This is a genomic window from Flaviaesturariibacter aridisoli (assembly GCF_004343705.1).
Taxonomy (GTDB): domain Bacteria; phylum Bacteroidota; class Bacteroidia; order Chitinophagales; family Chitinophagaceae; genus Flavisolibacter; species Flavisolibacter aridisoli.
In genome coordinates this window covers 77,970-98,293 of record NZ_SKFH01000013.1, presented here as the reverse complement: position 1 = coordinate 98,293, position 20,324 = coordinate 77,970, and the positions used below count along the sequence as shown (strand labels likewise).

Genomic DNA, 20,324 nt, shown 5'->3' with positions numbered 1-20,324 from the left:
AAGCCGAGCAGCTGCAGCTGACCTCCAAGTACAAGTCCGAGTTCCTTGCCAACATGTCGCACGAGCTGCGCACGCCGCTCAACTCGTTGCTCATCCTTGCGCAACAGCTGTACGAGAACCACGAGGGCAACCTGACCGAAAAGCAGGTTCGCTATGCGAAGACCATCCACAGCTGCGGTGATGACCTGATCCAGCTGATCAACGACATCCTCGACCTGTCGAAGATCGAATCGGGTTACATCTCCACCGATTTCGTCAACGTGCGCTTCAACGAGATCACCTCGTTTGTGGAAACGACATTCAAGCACGTGTCGGAAAACAAGAACCTCAAATTCCTCATCGAAATGGACAAGCGCCTGCCCGACGTACTCGAAACGGACGTGCAGCGCCTCAACCAGATCCTCAAGAACCTGCTGTCGAACGCCTTCAAGTTTACCGAGAAGGGCGGCGTAACGCTGAAGATCTTCGAGCCGGACCGCAAGGCCTGGCGCTCGCAGGTGCCCAGCCTCGACAACGCCCGCCGGGTGGTGGCGTTCGAGATCCGCGACACCGGTATCGGTATCTCCAAAGACAAGCAGAACATCATCTTCGAAGCCTTCCAGCAGGCAGAAGGCTCTACCTCGCGTAAGTACGGCGGTACCGGTCTCGGCCTGTCGATCTCGCGCGGCCTCGCCGACCTGCTGGGCGGTGTGATCGAGCTCGATTCCGAACCCGGCATCGGCTCGGTGTTCACGCTGTTCCTGCCGATCGACTACAACCCCGATCACGTGAAGAAGGAAAAGCCGTCCTCGCTGACGATTTCCGAATACGAGCTGTCGAAAGACGAAGACTCGGCCATCATGACCGTGCCTACGGTAAAGCTGCCTGAAAGCCGCGACATGGAGGTATTTAACGAGATCATCAACGAAACCGGCGACGACCGCAATACCATCGGCGGCGACGACCGCGTGGTAATGGTGGTGGAGGATGACCTCCGCTTTGCCAAGATCATGGTGGACAAGGCGCACGAAATGGGGCTGAAAGCCGTGGTGGCTACGTCGTTCGGCGACGTGTTCGACCTGGCCAACAAGTTCCGCCCGGTGGCCGTCACCCTCGACGTGAAGCTGCCCGACGCCTCCGGCTGGCGTGTGCTCGACCTGTTCAAGAACGACATCAACTTCCGTCATATCCCCGTGCACCTCATCTCGGGCGAGGAAAACCGCCTGCTCGCCATGCAGCGCGGCGCCCGCTCCTTCAGCCTCAAGCCGCTGAAAAACGAAGCCCTGCACACGCTGTTTGAAGACATCGTTCGCTACAAGGACTACCGTCCGAAGCACGTGCTGGTGGTGGAAGACAATGAGATCGACTACTCCAGCATCGCCAAAATGCTGGTCCACGACGAGCATGTGGCCATCCACATCGCCGACACGGGCCGCCGGGCGCTGGAGATGATCAAGGAGCAGGAGTACGACTGCATCATCGTGGACTATATGCTGCCCGATATCGGCGGTATGGAGTTCATCCAGGAGATCAACAACGTGAAGAAGCTGGCGCTGACCCCGGTGATCGTGTACTCGGCCAAGGACTTCTCGCCCAAGGAGAAAACCCAGCTGAAGCAGTTCGCCAACCGCATCCTGCTGAAAGACGTGCAGTCGCTGGAGCTGCTCCTCGAAGAGGTGGTCCTGCATTTGCATATCGATCATAAGGATCTGTTGCCCGAGAAGCGCCGCATCATCGAGAACCTGCGCTCCCGCGAGGATGTGCTGGCCAACAAGACGGTGCTGGTGGTGGACGACGACGTGCGTAACCTTTTCGCCCTCACCACGGCCTTCGAACGCTACAACATCAACGTCATCACCGCGGAAAGCGGCCAGGAGGCGATCAATATCCTTGGCGAAAATAACCACGTGGATATGGTGCTGATGGACATCATGATGCCCGAGATGGACGGCTACGAAACGACACAGAAGATCCGCCGCGAACACAAGAACAACAATCTCCCGATCATCGCCGTAACGGCCAAGGCCATGAAAGGCGATCGCGAGAAGTGTATCGAGGCAGGTGCTTCGGATTATATCACGAAACCGGTTAAAATCGATCAGCTGCTCTCCCTGATGCGGGTATGGCTGTACAAATAAGAAGGAGCCTTCATGGTGGAAGTGACCAAAGACGCACAACTGGATAAATCCGACGTAAAGATCCTGGTGGTGGACGACCGGGAGGATAACCTCCTCTCGATCGAAACCATCCTGGAGCGCGACGGGTATCATATCCGGAAAGCCAACTCAGGCCGACAGGCGCTGAAGATCCTGCTCGCAGAGCACGACTTCACCCTGATCCTGATGGACGTGCAGATGCCTGATATGAACGGTTTCGAGACGGCTTCGCTGATCTACGAGCGCGAAAAGCTGCGGAATATCCCCATCATCTTCATCACGGCCCACAACAAGGATGAAGAGTACATGTTCAAAGGCTATAAGATGGGCGCCGTGGACTTTATCTACAAGCCCATCAACCCTGAGCTGATGCGCTTCAAGGTGAGTGTGTTTGCCGACCTGTACCGCAAAACGCACGAGCTGATGCAACAGGAGCGGAACCTGCTGGCTGCAAAGGCCAACCTGGAGCGCGAGATCGAGGAGCGGAAGATCAACGAAGAAAAGATCCGCCTGCTCAACGCCCAGCTGACGCAAAACAACAGCGACCTCAAGACGATCAACGAGGAGCTGGACCGCTTTGCGTACGTCGCCTCCCATGACCTGCAGGAGCCTCTCCGCAAGATCATGGTGTTCAGCGATGTGGTGGCCACCAAGCTCAGCGGCAAAGTGGAGCCCGATGTGCAGAATTCGCTCAACAAAATCGTGAAGGCCTCCGACCGGATGCAGAAGCTGATCAACGACCTCCTGAAGTTCTCGCGCCACGCCAGCTCTTCTGAAGATTTTGCCCGGGTTGACCTCGGCGAGGTGCTCCAGGAAGTGATCAGTGACCTCGAACAGGATATCCAGCAGAAGTCCGCCCAGGTGGAATTCAGCGGCATGCCTGTGCTCCAGGCCATTCCGAGCCAGGTGCGCCAGCTGTTCCAGAACTTGCTGGGCAATGCCCTTAAGTTCTCGCGCGACGGCGTGCCGCCCAAGGTGGAGATCTTTTCAGAATCGGTGGTGTACGAAAACGCCGAAGGCCGTCACCTCCGCCAGCACCGCATCGTGGTGAAGGACAATGGGATCGGCTTCGACGCCAAGTACGCCGACGACATCTTCGTGGTGTTCAAGCGCCTGCACAGCTACCATGAGTTTGAAGGATCGGGCATCGGACTTTCGATTTGTAAAAAGATCGTCGACCAGCATAAAGGCAGTATCCGCGCCACCGGCACGCTCAACCAGGGTGCCACCTTCGTGGTGACGCTCCCAGAGACGCAGGACTACAACGCCCTCGTGCTCCCGGACACGGCGTCGTCGATGGCCCCGGCTGCGGGTACGCATAGCTGAGCTTCTTAACATTATTTTGATACCAGCCCCGTTAAAAGCGGGGCTGGTATTTTTATTGATACAGGTAAGGCTGAAAAACACCCTAACCGTTCTGTAGACCTCTGCGGTCACAGACAGCCTTGTATGCTAACCTGTGATTCGTCGGGGGCTATGGCGCAAAACCCATGAGCTCATGAAAAAACTTTACGCTCTCATCCTGATGCTTTCGCTAACCGGCATCAGCCAGGCCCAACATTGCGATCTCGGCGACCTGCTCAGCTTTACCGGCTACAGCGTTTCGAAATTCGACGCCTACATCGGCAAGAAGTCGTATCACCGCGACTACGAATCGCCGCACGAGACGCGCAGCAACTACAACTACATCGAGGTGCGCAAGAACAAGAAAAAGGGAGAAGAAGTCGTGCACAAGCTTTCGTTCCTCGAAAAGCCCGGCGCGCCAGTGATCAGCTACCAGACCACGTCGCTGGACGAGTTCAACGACATCCGCCACGACCTGCGTAAGAAGGGCTTCATCTCCTATGTGGCTGAAGCCGACCCCATGAAGCCCCTGCTGTACCAGCAGGAGAACACGACGGTAGCCACTTCGGTGGAGATCCGCGACACGCTTACCTTCTACACGGTCAAAGTGGAAAAGGAAATGCTCCCGAAGATCCGCGATATCGTGCATGCCGAAGACCTGCTGCCGCTGAAGTCGCACGAATATCTCAGCGCCGTGTTCGGTCCGGCCAACGTGGTCCGCGACGTGTTTCATTACTCCTCCAACGACAGCAATTTCTGCTCGGTGCTGTTTCCCAACTCGCCGCGCGAAGTCATTTTTATCTGGGACGACGAGACCAACTTCCGCGATGTGTCTTTCCTCATCATCGGCGGCCACCTGATGACCAACAATAACCTCGGCACCAGCAACTCGATCTCGTCCAACGAATGGCAATCAAAGCAGGGCGTGAGCGTGGGGATGAAGCTGGAAGAGCTGCAGGCGCTGAACGAGGACAAACTCAACTTCTATGGCTGGAGCTCCGAGCAGCCCGGCGTGCTTACGAAGAGCAATAAAGGCAAACTGGATTTTAACCACCTCGGCGTGGTGCTGAGCTGCCTCAACTGCATCAACAACCCGGCAATGGAAAAGTATACGGTAGACTCCGACCGCGCCGTTCAGGAGGAGCGGAAAGTGTATGTTTCTTCGATCGTGATCATTCCCGACAAGGAAAAGAACAAGGCGACCGCTACGCGGTAGGGGCACGCACACAATGCAGATAACGCACTTAAAAGAAACGCCAGCGCGTCGCGATGGCGTTTTTCTATTTTTTGTGAAAACTGTTCAGCACGACCCGCGTTATCCGCGTGCACAAAAAAAGCCGGAGGCTTTCACCCCCGGCTCCTGCTCTATCCACACGGTTCTTATCCACTCATTTTCTTGGTCATATCCACGAGCAACGCCTGGTTGAACAGGTCGCCGAGCAGGGTGGGCTGCGGGGCAGCGCGCTCCACGGGGCCGAGCTGCTTGTATTGGGCCTGTTGCTGGTCTTTCAGTTTTATATAAGCACTGTGGCGCTCCTGGCGGAATTTGTCGAGCAACTGCAGCAGGAGCTGCATGTTCACGAGCGTCTTGATGGGGCCATAATAGCCGGCACGGGCGCGTTGCAGGAACAGGATGATGTCTTCGGGACCGAGGTAGTCCTCCTGCGCCGAGATCATGATCTCGCAGGCGGCCACGCTCACCCTTGTTTCGGTAGGGCGCTTGTAGGCCGGTAGGTTCATCGTGGCGATGAACTCGCGGAGCATCATCAGCAGGAGCTTGTGGGCTGTATTTTTTCCGTAGCGCGTCATGAGGCCCGGGATACGGTCTTCAACCGGGAGCGCCAGCAGCTTGTCCCACTGCACCTCGTGTCCCACCTGGTACTGCTGCTGCACCAGGCCCGCCATCAAACCGTATTCCACCGTGGCCGTATAATTACGGCTGGAAGCGCGCGCTGTCTTCGGCTTGCCGTCGGGCGCGGGATTCGGGGTATTCTTATAATTGATCTTTCGTATCATGTTTTGTTTCTCCTATGTCGTCATCCCGTTGCACCCCAACGGGATTTGTACTTATCCTGTTTTCCGGTAATGCAGGCGCAGCATCCGCAGGCGCTGGTAGAGGCTGCCAAGCAGCAGGTGCGCGTTGCGGTCATCGAGCCCAAAGGGATGCCATTGCTCTTCGGCGTCCATGACCTGCAGGGTGCCGTCCTCGGCCAGGGCTACGGCCCAGGCGGCGAAGGGCGGCGTGTGCGGAGTGAGCTTCACCTGCACGGCGCTCTCGAAGTAGAGGGGCGCATCGACCGACAGTTCGCGCACCAGGATGCGGCAATCATTCAATAGCGTGGTCATTTCGCGGAAAGGGTTATTCGATAGGTTGACTTCGAAGCTTTGAAGGCGCCTTCGATCACTTCGCCGGTTTCGTGGTCTACACCGATGCGGCCCGGGGCGATGGCGCGTAGGCGTTCCTCCAGCAACTTCTTATGGTCGCTGAGTAAACGGAGCTGGGCATCCAGCAGGCGCCAATCGGCGTTGCTGCTGTAGTCGTAATGCACACCGGCCTCACAGGCTTCGATCCGGGCGCCCGAAGCGGTCACCAGGCGACCCTGGTGCTTGGCCAGCTCGTCGCGCAGGAACTGGATGTAACGTTCGTCCTTTCGCATCGTCTTCACAAACTCTTCCATCGCCGCCAGCGCTTCCGCGACCTGGAACACGCGCCCGTCTTCGAGCACGCGTTCCACGGACTGATCGGCGAGGTCGCGTATTTGCCGCTTGGTCAGGCCTTCTCGTATGGCGGGTAAAGCCCCTTGGTTATGCGGCAGTGAGTTTTCCATTGATCGTATTTCTTCGGTTAGCAATCAATTGCTGCAGGAGCGGGTTGGCGTCCACTTCTCCCTTGTTTTTCGAGTACAGCTCCACGAGCTCCTTTTGGGTGCCGCAGGCTTCCACCCAGGTGTGCCAGTCGGAACCGGGCTTCACCACGACGAAGGCCTCTTCGCCCTGCTCGCACCACTGTGCAATGAGCTGGCCGGTCTTTTCGTCCGGCACAAAGGCGGGCTTTCCCATGAACAAACCCGTACGGTCTTTGGAAGCTGTGGCCATGTGGCGCATGTCGAGCTCGAGGTTGATGGTGAGTTCGTACTCAAAACCTTCGCGGGTCACCTCGCGGAGACCGGCCTTTTCCACTTTCACCTTGCCCGATGCTTCCTTGATCATCTCATAGTCCTGCTTGCGGCGCACCGTGGTGATCACGTGGCAGGAGCTATGGAGGATGGCTTCCAAAAACGCCTGGTGACGCGGGGTCACACGGGCCCAGTCCTGGTACTTGCCGCCGAGGCTTTCCACGATCTCGAGGCAGCCGCCTTTGCCTTCCCACTCCTGCGAGATAGAGTCGATGATGATGACTTCCATGCCGGCCTTTTCGCAGGCACGGATAGCCTCCACGTAGCGCTCCGGTGAGAAGGGGGCGGTGAGGGGCAGCACGTTGAAGTCGCCCATGTGCGCATAGAGGTCGGCCGAGCCGTTCTCCGTGTCGATGATGGCTACTTTCGACAGGTCGCCCACGAGGCCCTTGGCGATGAGGATGGCGCTGTAGGTCTTACCGCCGCCCGAAACAGCACTGAGGCCGAGGCGGATCTTTGCTTGCTTTCTTGTTGCCTTTCTTAATTGCATGGTATATCGTATTTATCGTACTCGGTAGGAGTTTCAGATCTCAGATTTTTGATTTCAGAATGGAATCCGAAATCCGACATCTGGAATCGGAGATATTATGCGGCCTTGGCCGCGTTTTCCAGCTGCCCGGCGAAGTAGCGGATGGCCGCTTCCTCCAGGTCTTCGAGCTGGCCGGTTACTTCCAGCACCAGGCGGATGTCGGTGCCGTTCCATTTCACAAAGTCAATATCCACGCTGTAGCGGTCGAAGACGTCGATGGGAGAGGCGTCGGGGTTGAAGTAGCCCTTGCCCTCGATCACCAGGTCGCCCACGTGCTCGGTCACAATTTTGAGGTCGCGAACCACTTTGTGCTTCAGGGGGTAGTGAAAAACAAACTCTTTTTCAATGCGCTTCATCATCACTTGTTTTTGTGAACTATTGTCCTAAATTTGTGAAGCATAAAGTTACTATTTTTCACTTTATGCACAAGAAATTCACATTTTTATTCGCAATTGCTTAACACGCGTTATGACCAGTCCCAACATCAAGGAAATCAGGCAGTTATACAATCTCACCCAGGAAGAATTCGCACAGGCGCTGGGGATTACTCGGGAATTGGTAAACAAAATGGAGAAAGGCAGGTGCGGCGTGAGCAAGGCTACCCGCCTGCTCATCCGTAGTTTCCAGGAGGCCCGGAAAAGTGATGATTTTTCACATCCCGCTGTTAGCGATGTGCAAATTTTCGGCGCTGCCGCCCGCCCCTCGCGGCCACAGCCTTATTTCCTCGAGCGGCAGTCCCGGCAGGGCAGCCACCGCGCCACCGAGGTGCCGCTGGTGGGCATCAAGGCCCAAGCCGGTTATATCCGCGGATTCGAGGAAACCGATTACCTCGACACGCTGGAAAAATACGCCCTGCCCCCCGGCGTCAACCCCACTGGCGCTGTTTGGAGCTATTTCGAAGTGGACGGTGAGTCGATGGAGCCTACTTTTTATTCCGGCGACCTGCTGCTGGCCTCGATGCTGCCGCAGGAAGACTGGCATGATGTGAAAAATTTCTGTGTGTATGTATTGCTCACTACCACGCAGCTGATGGTGAAGCGCGTATACCGCAAGAGCGACCAGGAGTGGGTACTAATCTCCGATAATGAGGAAGCCGCGCCGCAGGTGCTTCTGCCCGTTTCCGATCTGAAGCAGGTATGGACCTTCCGCCGGCATATCCGCGCGAAGCTGCCGCAGAAGGAATTCAAGATCACCGCCTAGCCCAACCCGCTCCTCTCGACCCTCCCCGAAGAGGAGGCTGTATTGACACCAAACAAAGAACGGATGCCTATGGCATCCGTTCTTTGTTACCGCAACTCCCTGCCCTTCGGGGGGAGCCGGGGGCTACTTCCGCGGGCCATTCCGGTGATGGTTCTTCGGCCGGTTGTTGCGCACATCTTTCGCATTGTGCGTTACGTCATCGCCTTTCGTGTCCTGCTCTTCCTTCGAACGGCTGTCGATATCGTCGCGGATATCGGGACGCGGCCGGTGGCTCGCAAACTGTTTGCTCTGCATATTGTTCTGGGATCTTGCTCCTTTCATAACATACGATTTAATAAGCATAAGTTCCGCAAAACCGTACCAGAAAAAAACGCTGATCCAGGCTCTCAGAACTCAGATTTAATGCAGAGTGCCGCAAGCCACCGGTCCTGGAATTGGCGACGCCTGGATAAGATTCAGTCCCCGATCTACCCGTCGCGACGCAGACGGTCCAGGATCTCGTCGGCGGCGCGTTTGCCCGTTTGCAGGGCGGCCTCAACCGTACCGATGATCGGGCCATCGCAGAGGCCTTCACCGGCGAAATAAAGGGTGCTGGCAACGGGTGCTGCTGCGTCCGCCACGTAGCGGCTGCCGGAAACCACTTCATACGAATAGCCGCCCTGCGTGTAAGGGTCCTGCTGCCAGTTGTGAAAATAATGGCCCCGGAGCTGCACACGAAGCACCTCGTCATCGATGCCGAAGATCTGCCCGAGGGAATGCAAGGCTTCCGAAAGCAATTGCGCGTCGCTATAGCCGGCCAGGCGCTCCGCCGATGGGCCCGCCTTCCAGCCGGTAAGCAGGTTGCCTTGCTCGCGCGCGCCCGTCCACCACGTTGGGATCGGTGCCTCGCTGAACAGGAAACCCAGGTCCGGGGCGGCATTCCGGCACAGGGAGGCATCTTCCCAAAAGCGAACTGAAAAGGAGAACACTATTTTGACCACGGCGCCGTAGCCTAACTGCTGCACGGCGCGTTCCTTTTCGGGAAGGGCTGGGGTGAATCGTACAGCACCGGAGCGCCATACGCCGATGGGTAAGGTAAAAACGAGTTTGTTTCCCTGGAAAGATCGACGGTTCGTCAGCACGTTCACTCTGCCGGGCGCCCACTCGATCACCGCGGCCATTTCTTCCAGGAAGAGGTGTACGCCGGCATCCCTGCAGGCTTGGGCCAGGTATTCCAGGATTGGTCCATAGCCGGTAAAGGGCCGCTCGTCGTCTTCGTGATCCGCTTCTTCCAGCTCGCGGCGAAAGGCCAGTGTGCTGGCGGCATCAGTGCGGGCCGCGTAATAGCCTTCGGCGTAGCGCCGTACCTGCTCTTTTGTATCGTTCCATTGCGGTCCTTGCAGGTAACGCTCGAAGAACTGCGCCAGGGGCAGGTCTTCGGACACTTCCTTCAGCCGTTCGCGGAGTTCGTCTTCGCGGTCGATGAAGGTCCAGGTGGCTTCGAGGCGGCCGTCGTGGTGGCGGTAGATCTTCCCGGCAGAGGAGGCGCTGCCGTTACCCGAGCGACGCAGCACTTCCTTGCTGAGCGCACCTTCGCCATGAATGAATTCGGCACCCAGCTCGCGCGCACCGCCGTCCTGCACCGTAAGCACACGGCCACCTACGCGGTCGCGCGCCTCGATGACGGCCACGCGCTTCCCGGCAAGCGCCAGCTCGTGGGCTGCATACAGGCCGGCGGCACCGGCGCCGAGGATGAGAACGTCGTAATTATCGGGCATGAGGACAAGTTGTTCGTTTGTCGTTTGTGGTTTGCAGCTCCGCGATGGGCTACCCTGTTTCGCGGTGCGTCAGCCCACCTCCTCCAACAAACCACAAACCACAAACAAAAAACCCCGCCGGCGGCGGGGTTTTTCTTATGCGATGGTGATGCTCTCGTCGAGGTATACATCCTGGATGGCCTGCAGCATCTGCACGCCCTGTTCGAAGGGGCGCTGGAAGGCTTTTCGGCCGAGGATGAGGCCCATACCGCCGGCGCGCTTGTTGATCACCGCGGTTTGTAAGGCTTCCACGAGGTCGCTGTCGCCCTTGCTTTCGCCACCGGAGTTGATCAGGCCTACGCGACCGTTGTAGCAGTTGAGCACCTGGTAGCGGGTGAGGTCGATCGGGTGATCGGTAGTCAGTTTTTCGTACACCAGCTTATGTGTTTTACCGTGTTTGGTGGCATTGTAACCGCCGTTGTTGGTGGGGAGCTTCTGCTTGATGATGTCGGCCTGCAGCGTCACGCCGAGGTGGTTGGCTTGGCCGGTGAGGTCGGCGGAAGTGTGGTAGTCCACGCCGTCCACTTTGAAGCCGTTGTTACGGGTATAGCACCACAGGATGGTGGCCATGCCGAGCTCGTGAGCGTATTCGAAAGCTTCGGCCACTTCCTTCAGCTGGCGGGCGCTTTCGGCAGAACCCCAGTAGATCGTAGCGCCTACGGCAACAGCGCCCATGTTCCAGGCGCTCTTGATGGAGCCGAACATCGTCTGGTCGAAGCGGTTCGGCATCGACAGGAATTCGTTGTGGTTGATCTTAACCACGAAGGGGATCTTGTGCGCGTATTTGCGGGCCATGATGCCGAGCACGCCGTAGGTGGAAGCCACGGCATTGCAGCCGCCTTCGATGGCGAGGCGGATGATGTTCTCGGGATCGAAATAGATCGGGTTGGGGGCGAAGGCCGAACCGGCGCTGTGCTCAATGCCCTGGTCGACGGGGAAGATGGAGCAATAGCCGGTATTGGCTAGGCGGCCGCTGCCAAGCAGCTGCTGCATCGAGCGCAGGACCTGCGGGTTGCGGTTGCTGTTCACCCAGATATCGTCCACGTGCGTGGGCGTGGGCAGGTGCAGGGTCGACTTATCGATGGTTTGACAAGTGTGGTTGAGCAGGTACTCTGCCTGGGAGCCAAGAAGTTCGGCTATTTTTTGCGCCATAAGGGTTGTGTTTGAGGTGCGGCAAATATAGTCTATTGGTTAATTGGTACCGGGGCCAGCCAACCTTTCAGAACCGGACAAAACTTTTCAACAGCTCAAACGACTGCTTTTCGCAGGCGTACCAGCTGTTCCAGCAGCCCTTCAATGAGGTCTAGCCGGAGCATATTGGCGCCGTCGCTGAGTGCGCAGGCAGGGTCGGGGTGTGTTTCGATGAACAGTCCGTCGGCGCCCGTGGCGATGGCCGCCTTGGCAATAGTGCCGATGAGTTGCGGGTTGCCGCCCGTGATGCCGCCGGCCTGGTTCGGCTGCTGCAGCGCGTGGGTGCAATCCATCACCACCGGCGCGCCCGACTCCTGCATCCAGGGAATGTTGCGGTAGTCAACCACGAGGTCCTGGTAGCCGAAGGTGGTGCCGCGCTCGGTGAGGATCACCTGCTCGTTGCCGGTGCTGCGGATCTTGTCGGCGGCAAACTTCATCGATGGCCCGTTGAGGAACTGGCCTTTCTTCACATTCACCACTTTGCCGGTGCGGCCCGCGGCGAGCAGCAGTTCGGTCTGGCGGCAGAGGAAGGCCGGGATTTGCAGGATGTCGGCGTACTTCGCCGCCTCTTCCGCCTCCGGCTCGGAGTGAATATCGGTGGTGGTCGGAAGGCCAAAATGCCTGCCGGCCTTTTGCAGCGTGCCGAGCCCGAAGGTGTCGCCATGGCCCGTAAAGGAAGTGGCACTCGTGCGGTTGGCCTTGCGGTACGAGGCTTTCAGCACCAGCGGGATGCCCAGTCGCTTGCACACGGCGGTGAGGTGCGCGCCGATCTCAAAAACATTTTCCTCGCTTTCCACCACGCAGGGGCCGGCGATGAGAAAGAACGATTTCGGGTCGTATTGCTGGCCTTCAAAGAGGCGTTCGAGGTATGCGGGAATCATGGCGCAAAGATAAGCGGCGATACATCGTCTGCTGAGCCGCCTTCGGCGAAGAGAACGAACGCAGATCCATTATGATTTTCAGGATGAGCGCCGATTTTCCTTGGCGTGCGTCAAATCATAAATAATCACAATAAATCTGCGTATCCCGCTTCAGCGGGATCTGCGTTCTTTCTCTACCGCCGGGCTGCTAAGGAAAAGCTCTCATCCGCCGGAAATAAAGTTGCACGGCACCGTTAGGGAGCTGTACCTTAAGGGGGATAAGCAGTGTGTACCTCGTACACTTTGTGTAGGGGTTACGCAGGCAAACACACATTAACCACAAACCGCTTGCTACATGAAACGCTTCACAAGGGTGCTCTGCATCGTCCTGTTCCTACTGTCCCTTTCCCGTATTTCTACTGCACAAAATCCCTGGAACGGAAAGGTCGTCTTCCAGGGTTTCTGGTGGGATTACTGGAACAACAATTACCCCAACGGCTGGGCCAATTACCTGGCCGACCTGGCGCCGCGCCTCAAGGCGATGGGCATCGACGCCGTCTGGATCCCGCCTTCCGTCAAGAACGCTTCCACTTCTTCCAACGGCTACTCGCCCTTTGATCAGTACGACCTCGGCGACAAATACCAGAAGGGGAGTACAAAGACCCGACTCGGAAGTAAAGACGAACTCCTTCGCGCCATCGCTGTGCTCCACGCCAACGGCATCGACGTGATCCAGGACGTCGTGTTCAACCACATGGACAATGCCGGTTCTGCCAACGGCTCGGGCGGATCCGACCCGGCGGCCAACAACGGCGACGGCAATACGTACAAGAACTTCCGCTACGTGAGCTACACGAAGCCGGCCACCGATGAAACGGCCACCAACTACCTCGCCCGCAACGGCCGCTGGCCGAAGAACTGGCCCAATTACCATGCTACCGCCAGCCACAACTGCAACACCGGTGATATTTGCGCCGCCTGGTTCGGTCCCGACATTTGCTACGTAGCCGGCGCCTACGGGCAAAGCTCCAACGCCACGTTCAACCCTACGCAGGGCTCCGACTGGATGCGCAGCGGCGCCCGCAACTGGTTTGTGTGGATGAAAAAGCAAACCGGTGTCGACGGCTTCCGCCTCGATGCCGTCAAGCACTTTGAATCCTGGGCCACGCAGGATTTCCTGTATAATGCGAAATACAATGCCGGCTGGGCCAATGGCGGCGCCAACATGTTTGCCGTTGGCGAATACGTAGGCAGCGCGGCCGAGCAGGATGCCTGGATCAGCTCGGTCAAAACGTCCAACGGCGGCACCGAAGACCTCACGGGTACCTTCGACTTTTCCTTGCGCCAGGCCGTGAAGAACATGGTCAGCGCCGGCGGCTCGTACGACCTCGGCTCGCTGCCATCCGCGCAGCAGGCCAACCGGTATCGCACGGTACCCTTTGTAAACAACCACGATACTTTCCGGCCTACGAAAGACGCCAACGGTAATTATACGGGCTGGGATGCCGGAAACGAGCTGGGCGGCGGGCATATCGATCCCTTCGACGCGCGCCTCGCCGCAGCTTATGCCGTGACCTTCGCGGTGGACGGCTCGCCGCAGGTGTTCTTTGAAGACCTGTTCAACCTGGGCAACACTGCCAAGCGCTACACGCACCTGCCTACCTCGGCCACCGACCTGCCCCAGCGCGACGACATCGCCAACATCATCTGGTGCCACCAGAAGCTCAATTTCAAAAAGGGCTCCTACAAGGTGCGCTGGCAAGCCGCCGACCTGCTCCTCATTGAGCGTGGCTACAAGGCCGGCCCCGAGGCTTCCTACGCTATTATCGGTGTCAACGACAACTGGAACACCTGGCAGAGCGCCACGATCCAAACTGATTTTGGCGCCAACAAGCAGCTGCACGACTATTCGGGCGCCAACGCCAGCGACATCTGGACAGACGGCAGCGGCAAAGTGACCATCTGGGTGCCGCCCTGCGACGGTTCGAACCTGCGCCGCGGCTATTGCATCTGGGGACCCGCCGGCATTACAGGCGGCTTTGCTCCGGCACAACGCAGCACCACGCAGGAGTGGGAGATGGACAATGACCTCGGCGACAGCCATGCTTCTTCGCTGGGACAAGGTGGCGCGTTGCCGGCATCTTCCACCGCGCTGCGCTATGCGGGCAAAGTGTTCGACCAAAGCGGCAAGACGATCACCGTAAACGTGTTTCCCAACAACAGCACCTATAGCCTCACCGTAGGCATCTACAGCAATACCGATGCTTTGCTTACTTCCACCAGCGGCACCGGCACGCTCACGCTGAGCTACACGCCTGCATCGACGGGCTTTTACAAGATAAAGGTGCGCAACACGAGCACGACGAACCCCTCGCAGAAATTCTGGGTGAAAGCCACCTACACAGCGCCGCTCACCGCTTCGACGGCAACTTACCCGGCACGGATGCATCCGCAGGCGGTGGCTGAGCCAGAAACAGCGGCTTCCACCGACGCTTCCATTACAGTGTCGGCCGCGCCCGGAAAGGCGACCGTGCGGTTCCAGAGCGAGCCCGGCCGATATGAAGTGGCGCTGTATGCTGCCGATGGACGCCTGCTGCGCCGGATCCCGGAACGCACCTATGGCGCCGGCTGGCAAGCGGTAGAAATACCGGCCCGTCTCAGCGCCGGCACCTACGTGGTGCAGGTAAGCGGCAATGGCGGCCAGCGATCTGCCCGCGTGCTGGTAGCTCACTAAGCCACTCACCGATTACATTGAAAGAGCCCTGGGAGACCGGGGCTCTTTTTCGTTTTAACACCCTGGCACCCCATTACCCCATCACCCCATTCTCCCATTCTCCCATTATCTTCGCGCCAGCCTATATGAAACAAGAAAAAATCCTCGTGATCGGTGCGTCCGGTCAGATCGGAGTGGAGCTGACCCTTGCCCTCCGCCAGCGTTACGGCGCCAACAATGTGATCGCCTCCGACCTGCGCGAGCAGAATCCGCTGCTCGAAGGCACCGGCCCGTACGTGTCGCTCGACGTCATGAACAAGGAGATGCTGCACGTGCAGGTGATCCGTCAGAACGTAACGCAGATCTACCTGCTGGCCGCGATCCTGTCGGCCACGGGCGAGAAGAACCCCAACCTCGCCTGGCACCTCAACATGCAGGGCCTGCTCAACGTGCTCGACATCGCGCGCGAGGAGAAGCTGACGAAAGTATACTGGCCCTCGAGCATCGCTGTATTCGGTCCTACGTCGCCGAAGCAGCAGTGCCCCCAGCAAACCATCATTGAGCCGACCACGGTGTACGGCATCTCGAAATACGCCGGCGAGTTCTGGTGCAACTACTACCACATGAAGTTCGGCGTCGACGTGCGCTCGCTTCGCTACCCGGGCCTCATCTCGTACAAATCGGCGCCCGGCGGCGGCACCACCGACTACGCCGTGGAGATTTACCACGAAGCGCTGTCCGACGGACGCTACGACTGCTTCCTGAAAGAGGATACCTACCTGCCGATGATGTATATGCCCGACGCCATCCGCGCCACCATCGAACTGATGGAGGCCCCGGCCGAGCAGATCAAGGTGCGCACTTCCTACAACTTATCCGGCATGAGCTTTTCCCCCAAAGAGATCGCTGCCGAGATTCAAAAACACATCCCTGGTTTCCGCATCAGCTATGAGCCCGACTACCGGCAGTCCATCGCCGACAGCTGGCCGCAAAGCATCGACGACTCCGTGGCGCGCCGCGACTGGGGCTGGAAGGAAGAATACGACCTGGCACGCATGACCGAGGATATGCTGGCGAACCTGAAGAAATGAGGATCCTGTCTGTAGTAGCCCTGTGCGGTCTCCTGGCCGCCTGCAGCTGCGGTGAGCGAAAAGCGAATGTGGAAGGCCCGGTGCCGGACTCGGTACTCACCGTGATCGATTACAAAGCCTTCCTCGCCGGTCTCGATGCCGCCGACGTCGGCTCCATGACCAAGGCGGTGCGGCAGTATGCGCCGGCCTTCGCAAAGTTTCCGGTAGTGCAGCGCGACAGCGGCTATGCCCTGTTCGAAGCTTTTTACGACCGCGTCGATTCGGCCATCAATGCAGGCATGGACCGCGATACCACCAACTACGAGCCGCTCACCGACGAGGAAGTACGTGGCCTGTCCAACCCGGTGCCGCCCGACCTGAAAGCCAAAAACGATCGCCTGCGCGCAAACGGCTTCCGCATCACTTCGTCGGAGGGCATTCCTTTCTTTGAAAAAGACCGCGCCTGGCTCGAACCGTATTTCTACAAGTACCTGTCCACGCAGATGCGGCAATACCTCGAGCAGCTCCGGAAGGAAGACGACCAGCGCTTTACCGATGACGCGGCCGTACTTATTTCCGCCACCGAGTTTGCCGACCGTACCGTTTGGTGGGAAAATTTTGATAAAGCGACGCCGCGTTTTCCGTTGCGGGCTTCGGTAAACCGGATCCGCAAAGGTTACCTCACCGCGCTGATGCAGGGGATGGATAATTCGCCGGTGCGCGATTTCGAAACGGGCCGCCTCAGCAGCTATTACGACGAAGCCTGGCGCTACCTTGTTGCACACTACCCGAATTCAGACGCGGCCCGCCTCCTGCTTCCGTATCATGCCGCCTGGCAACGTGCAGACACGGCTGCCGTAAACGTCCTGCTGCGTACCTATCGAAGCTCCGGGCAGGTAGATGATTGGGGCGATCCCGCAGACTAAAACCGGAGCTGTCCGGCAGCTGGGTGATCTTGCCTAATCTGTACAATCAGCGATCGCCGATAAGCCGGTGCTCATATGCATACTTGATCAGCCCAAGCACGCTGTTGGTGCCCGTTTTGCGAAAAATATTCTTGCGGTGGGTTTCCACCGTCCGCTCTGAGATGAAGAGTTGCTCCGCGATCTGTTTATTGCTTTGCTCTTTTTCGATCAGCCCGATGATCTCTATCTCGCGGTCGGTGAGGTGCGCTTCCACGTTCTCGCGGCGGCGTTGTTGCGATCGTTCCAGCCCAACGAGCACTTCTTCGCTGAAGTAGATGCCGCCCGCGGCGATCTTTTCGATGGCGTGCACGAGCTCTTCTTTCCCGATGTTCTTGAGCACGTAGCCGGAGATACCCGATTCTTCGATCATGTCGCTCACCAGCTGTCCTTCGCCGCTCATCGAAAGCGCCAGGATCTTGATGCCGGGGTGCTGTTGCCGCACTTCACGCGCCAGCACGTTTCCGGGCATGCCGGGCATCATTACGTCGGTGAGCAGCACGTCGACGTGCTCCTTTTTAAGGAGGGCCGCAACTTCGGTGGGGTCGTTGGTGGCGAAGGCGAAATGAAAGCGCGGTTCGTTGCGAAGCAGGGACTGCAGGCCGTCGATCACGATCTGGTGGTCGTCTACAAAGGCAAGCGCAATTTTTTTCATGTGTCGGTGGCGGTTAAAGTAGTGGCAGCGAGCGGCACGCGGATCAATACCACGGTGCCTCGCCCGGGGCTGCTGTCGAATTCGACGTCGCCCTTCAGGTATTCCACGCGGGTGCGGATATTTCGGAGGCCCATGCCCTCGGCGGCGGCTGCGGCGGGGAAGCCGCGGCCGTTGTCTTCGATGGTGGCGGTCAGTTCGTCGTGGTCACGGGCAATGGCGATGTCGAGGGTATCAGCCCCGGAATGTTTGATCACGTTGTTGACACATTCCTGGATCACGCGATACAGCACGGTCTCCACCTGCGGGTCGAGCCGGGTTTCCAGCCCGGAGGTATACAGGTGCACCTGCAGGGCGCGGTGATCGATCTTATCTACAAATTCCCGTACGGCGGCCGCCAAGCTGTTTTTGAGCAGCGCGTTGGGCATCATGTGGTGCGCCACGGAGCGCACCTCTCGGCAGGAGTCGTCTACCAATCCTACGATCTGCTCGAAGTCGGCGCGGGTGCCGGGATGATCCATTACGAGGCGGTGGCCGAGGGCCGACAGGTTCATCCGGGCGGCGCTCATCAACTGGCCTACGCCGTCGTGCAGGTCATTGGCGATGCGCTGTCGCTCCGATTCTTCGGCCGACAGGATAGCGCGGGTGGCGAGCTCCTGCTGCTGCAGGATGGCGGCCTGCATCCTTGCTTCCTGCGCCAGCCGGCGGCGGCGGTGAAAGTTCCAGCCCAGTGCGCCGCCGAGAAGGAGGAGCCCGGCGCTTGCAACCAGCAGCAGGCGCTGGCGTCCGAGCTGGTAGGCTTGGTCGCGGATCGTTTGTTCTTTCTTCAGGGCTTCATAGCGCGCATTGAGTTCTTCGATCTGCTCGGCGCGAGCCACGGAGAAGAGGCTGTCCTGCAGCTGTGCCCGCCGCCGGTACAGGGCCAGCGCGCCCGCTGCATCACCTTCGGCCTCGGCCGCCCGCGCCAGCAGGTCGTAGTTGTTGCGCAGCAGCTCGCGGTACCCCATAGCCGTGGCCATACGTATGGACGTATCCGCATAGGAACGCGCCCGTACAGGTAGGTGCATCGCGAGGTACAGCTCGCCGATATCTGCAAAAGAAATGGCGAGCGAAAAAGTGTCGCGCAGCCGCTTGCGCAGGTTCAGCACCTGCTGCTGGTAGTCGAGGGCCTTCGTGTATTTACTTTGAAGCAGGTATACGCCCGCAAGGTTGCCCAGCGCATACGTGATGCCCAGCGTGTCGTCGCGTTGGCGGTCGATGGCAAGAGAGGCTTCATAGCGAGTGATGGCGGCCGGGTAGTTCCCGGCATATTCGAACACGACGCCCGATTCGTTGAGGATCATCGAAACGCCGGCACTGTCGGCAAGGTTGCGGAAGAGCGCTAATGCTTTGTCGTAGTGCTGCAGCGCGCGCGGCAGGTCGCGGGTCTTGCGGTACAACTTGGCCAGCGCGTTGTAGCTGTGGCCGAGGGCCGCGGCCGGCGGCAGTTGCTCGAGCTTCTGGATCGATCCGTAGAAATACCGGGCGGCGGACGGATAGTCGCCCTTGAAGTAATAGGCTTCGCCGATGTAGCGCTCAATGCGGGCAACGCCGGTGGAGTCCTTGTGCCGGCGCGACAGCCCGAGGGCCTCGGTGCCGAGCTCGAGCACGTCGTCGAAATCGCGGGTGACGCTCCGCTCCAGGAAGGTAAGGTACAGGTCAAGGCGCTTGCCATAGGCGGGCTCGGCGGCGACCTGCCGGCGCAGGGCTTCTTTTTCCTGGGCGGTTGCGCAAAGGCAAAGCCCGAGGCAACACAACAGGAGCGCCTTTCTCATAGCTACAGGTTAGTTTCCTGTAGGAAAGGTAAGGAAAAAGGCTTAGCGGGCGGCGCTTAGAATCCTAATACGTCGCTCATCCGGAACACCCCTTTTTTCCCGGCCAGGAACTCGGCGGCCTGCACGGCGCCCGTAGCAAAACCTTCGCGGTTGTGGGCCGTATGGATGATCTCGATGTCGTCGATTGGCGAGGTATACCGCACGTGGTGCGTACCCGGCGCCGGGTCGGTGCGCTCGCTGCGGATGACGAGGTCCGTGGGTGCGGAGGCGGTTTCTTTCACCCACTGAACTTTGCGGTCGAGGGCGGCGAGCACCTGCTCGGCGAGGGTAACTGCGGTGCCGCTGGGCGCGTCGAGCTTGGCGGTATGATGGATCTCTTTCAGCTCAACGTCGTATTGCGGTTGCCCGTTCATGAGGCGCGCCAGCAGTTTGTTCACTTCGAAAAAGAGGTTGACGCCGATGCTGAAGTTGGAAGCATGGAGAAAGGCACTGCCGTTGTCCGTAGCAATGCGGGCGGCTGCTCCCAGCTGCTCGTTCCAGCCCGTGGAGCCGCTTACGACGGGGACGCCCCATTCGAGGCACTGACGCACATTGGCGAAGGCACTACCGGGACCGGTGAACTCAATGGCTACATCCGCCTGGCGTAGATTTTCCTGCGTGAACTCGTCGCGGTTGTCGAGGTGGATACGCAGCACCACATCGTGGCCGCGTTCCTGGGCGATGCGGTCGATCAGCTGGCCCATCTTGCCGTATCCGATAAGTGCGATCTTCATGCGTCAAAGGTAGCACGCAGATCGCGCAGATAACGCAGATAAGAAAGCCATCGCGTAGCGATGGCTTTGTGTTTGTAGCAAATTATTGATCCGTGGTATCCGCGCGATC

At 58.7% G+C, this 20,324-nt stretch carries 19 protein-coding genes; 7 read left to right on the top strand and 12 right to left on the bottom strand.

Features of this window, described 5'->3' with window-relative positions; genetic code table 11:
• The 3 genes from E0486_RS10175 to E0486_RS10165 form a co-directional block, all read left to right on the top strand.
• The coding region (locus E0486_RS10175) for a response regulator (RefSeq protein ID WP_131852061.1) at positions 1-2,117 on the top strand (2,117 nt) is incomplete at its 5' end.
• Between the two features lie 12 nt (positions 2,118-2,129).
• Entirely contained in the window at positions 2,130-3,461 is a 1,332-nt protein-coding gene (locus E0486_RS10170) for a sensor histidine kinase (protein WP_131852060.1), read from the top strand.
• A gap of 172 nt (positions 3,462-3,633) precedes the next feature.
• Positions 3,634-4,695: a hypothetical protein gene (locus E0486_RS10165; protein ID WP_131852059.1), complete on the top strand. Its 1,062-nt coding sequence runs from the start codon at positions 3,634-3,636 to the stop codon at positions 4,693-4,695.
• 164 nt (positions 4,696-4,859) lie between these two features.
• Here the strand turns inward: E0486_RS10165 and E0486_RS10160 are convergent, their stop codons facing one another.
• The 5 genes from E0486_RS10160 to E0486_RS10140 all read right to left on the bottom strand — a co-directional run bounded on the left by E0486_RS10160 (position 4,860) and on the right by E0486_RS10140 (position 7,540).
• The gene (locus E0486_RS10160) at positions 4,860-5,495 is read right to left on the bottom strand and encodes a hypothetical protein (RefSeq protein WP_131852058.1); all 636 of its coding nucleotides are present in this window, start codon (positions 5,493-5,495) and stop codon (positions 4,860-4,862) included.
• A gap of 51 nt (positions 5,496-5,546) precedes the next feature.
• Positions 5,547-5,825: a hypothetical protein gene (locus E0486_RS10155; RefSeq protein ID WP_131852057.1), complete on the bottom strand. Its 279-nt coding sequence runs from the start codon at positions 5,823-5,825 to the stop codon at positions 5,547-5,549.
• The gene (locus E0486_RS10150; protein ID WP_131852056.1) at positions 5,822-6,307 is read right to left on the bottom strand and encodes a hypothetical protein; all 486 of its coding nucleotides are present in this window, start codon (positions 6,305-6,307) and stop codon (positions 5,822-5,824) included. The genes E0486_RS10155 and E0486_RS10150 overlap by 4 nt, the downstream gene beginning before the upstream one ends.
• Positions 6,285-7,145, bottom strand: coding sequence for an AAA family ATPase (locus E0486_RS10145; protein WP_131852055.1), 861 nt, complete (start codon positions 7,143-7,145; stop codon positions 6,285-6,287). Before E0486_RS10145 ends, E0486_RS10150 begins: the two co-directional genes overlap by 23 nt.
• 95 nt (positions 7,146-7,240) lie before the next feature.
• Positions 7,241-7,540 (bottom strand): hypothetical protein, encoded by a 300-nt coding sequence (locus E0486_RS10140; protein WP_131852054.1) that lies wholly within the window; start codon positions 7,538-7,540, stop codon positions 7,241-7,243.
• A 112-nt stretch (positions 7,541-7,652) separates the two neighbouring features.
• On the opposite strand from E0486_RS10140, the gene E0486_RS10135 reads away from it, so the two are divergent.
• The gene (locus E0486_RS10135) at positions 7,653-8,384 is read left to right on the top strand and encodes a S24 family peptidase (RefSeq protein ID WP_131852053.1); all 732 of its coding nucleotides are present in this window, start codon (positions 7,653-7,655) and stop codon (positions 8,382-8,384) included.
• Between the two features lie 123 nt (positions 8,385-8,507).
• On the opposite strand, the gene E0486_RS10130 is transcribed toward E0486_RS10135, so the two are convergent.
• From E0486_RS10130 to kdsA, 4 genes are all read right to left on the bottom strand, one after another.
• Positions 8,508-8,705 (bottom strand): hypothetical protein, encoded by a 198-nt coding sequence (locus tag E0486_RS10130; RefSeq protein ID WP_131852052.1) that lies wholly within the window; start codon positions 8,703-8,705, stop codon positions 8,508-8,510.
• 146 nt (positions 8,706-8,851) lie between these two features.
• Positions 8,852-10,141, bottom strand: a complete 1,290-nt coding sequence (locus E0486_RS10125; protein ID WP_131852051.1) for a flavin monoamine oxidase family protein — start codon at positions 10,139-10,141, stop codon at positions 8,852-8,854.
• 135 nt (positions 10,142-10,276) lie between these two features.
• A complete protein-coding gene (locus E0486_RS10120) occupies positions 10,277-11,332 on the bottom strand; it encodes a class I fructose-bisphosphate aldolase (protein WP_131852050.1) in 1,056 nt (351 codons plus the stop codon).
• 95 nt (positions 11,333-11,427) lie between these two features.
• Positions 11,428-12,252: a 3-deoxy-8-phosphooctulonate synthase gene (kdsA, locus tag E0486_RS10115; RefSeq protein ID WP_131852049.1), complete on the bottom strand. Its 825-nt coding sequence runs from the start codon at positions 12,250-12,252 to the stop codon at positions 11,428-11,430.
• Positions 12,253-12,586: 334 nt separating this feature from the next.
• Between kdsA and E0486_RS10110 the strand changes: the two genes are divergently transcribed.
• The 3 genes from E0486_RS10110 (at position 12,587) to E0486_RS10100 (ending at position 16,940) form a co-directional block, all read left to right on the top strand.
• Complete coding sequence (locus E0486_RS10110) at positions 12,587-14,965, top strand: alpha-amylase domain-containing protein (RefSeq protein WP_131852048.1); 2,379 nt, start codon at positions 12,587-12,589, stop codon at positions 14,963-14,965.
• Between the two features lie 125 nt (positions 14,966-15,090).
• A complete protein-coding gene (locus E0486_RS10105; protein WP_131852047.1) occupies positions 15,091-16,035 on the top strand; it encodes an L-threonine 3-dehydrogenase in 945 nt (314 codons plus the stop codon).
• Positions 16,032-16,940, top strand: a complete 909-nt coding sequence (locus tag E0486_RS10100; RefSeq protein ID WP_131852046.1) for a hypothetical protein — start codon at positions 16,032-16,034, stop codon at positions 16,938-16,940. The genes E0486_RS10105 and E0486_RS10100 overlap by 4 nt, the downstream gene beginning before the upstream one ends.
• A gap of 46 nt (positions 16,941-16,986) precedes the next feature.
• Here the strand turns inward: E0486_RS10100 and E0486_RS10095 are convergent, their stop codons facing one another.
• From E0486_RS10095 to dapB, 3 genes are read right to left on the bottom strand one after another with little or no spacing between them, the layout of a single operon-like run.
• Positions 16,987-17,631: a response regulator gene (locus E0486_RS10095; protein WP_131852045.1), complete on the bottom strand. Its 645-nt coding sequence runs from the start codon at positions 17,629-17,631 to the stop codon at positions 16,987-16,989.
• Positions 17,628-19,442, bottom strand: a complete 1,815-nt coding sequence (locus tag E0486_RS10090) for a tetratricopeptide repeat-containing sensor histidine kinase (protein ID WP_131852044.1) — start codon at positions 19,440-19,442, stop codon at positions 17,628-17,630. The genes E0486_RS10095 and E0486_RS10090 overlap by 4 nt, the downstream gene beginning before the upstream one ends.
• A 56-nt stretch (positions 19,443-19,498) precedes the next feature.
• A complete protein-coding gene (gene dapB / locus E0486_RS10085) occupies positions 19,499-20,215 on the bottom strand; it encodes a 4-hydroxy-tetrahydrodipicolinate reductase (protein ID WP_131852043.1) in 717 nt (238 codons plus the stop codon).
• Positions 20,216-20,324: the final 109 nt, after the last annotated feature.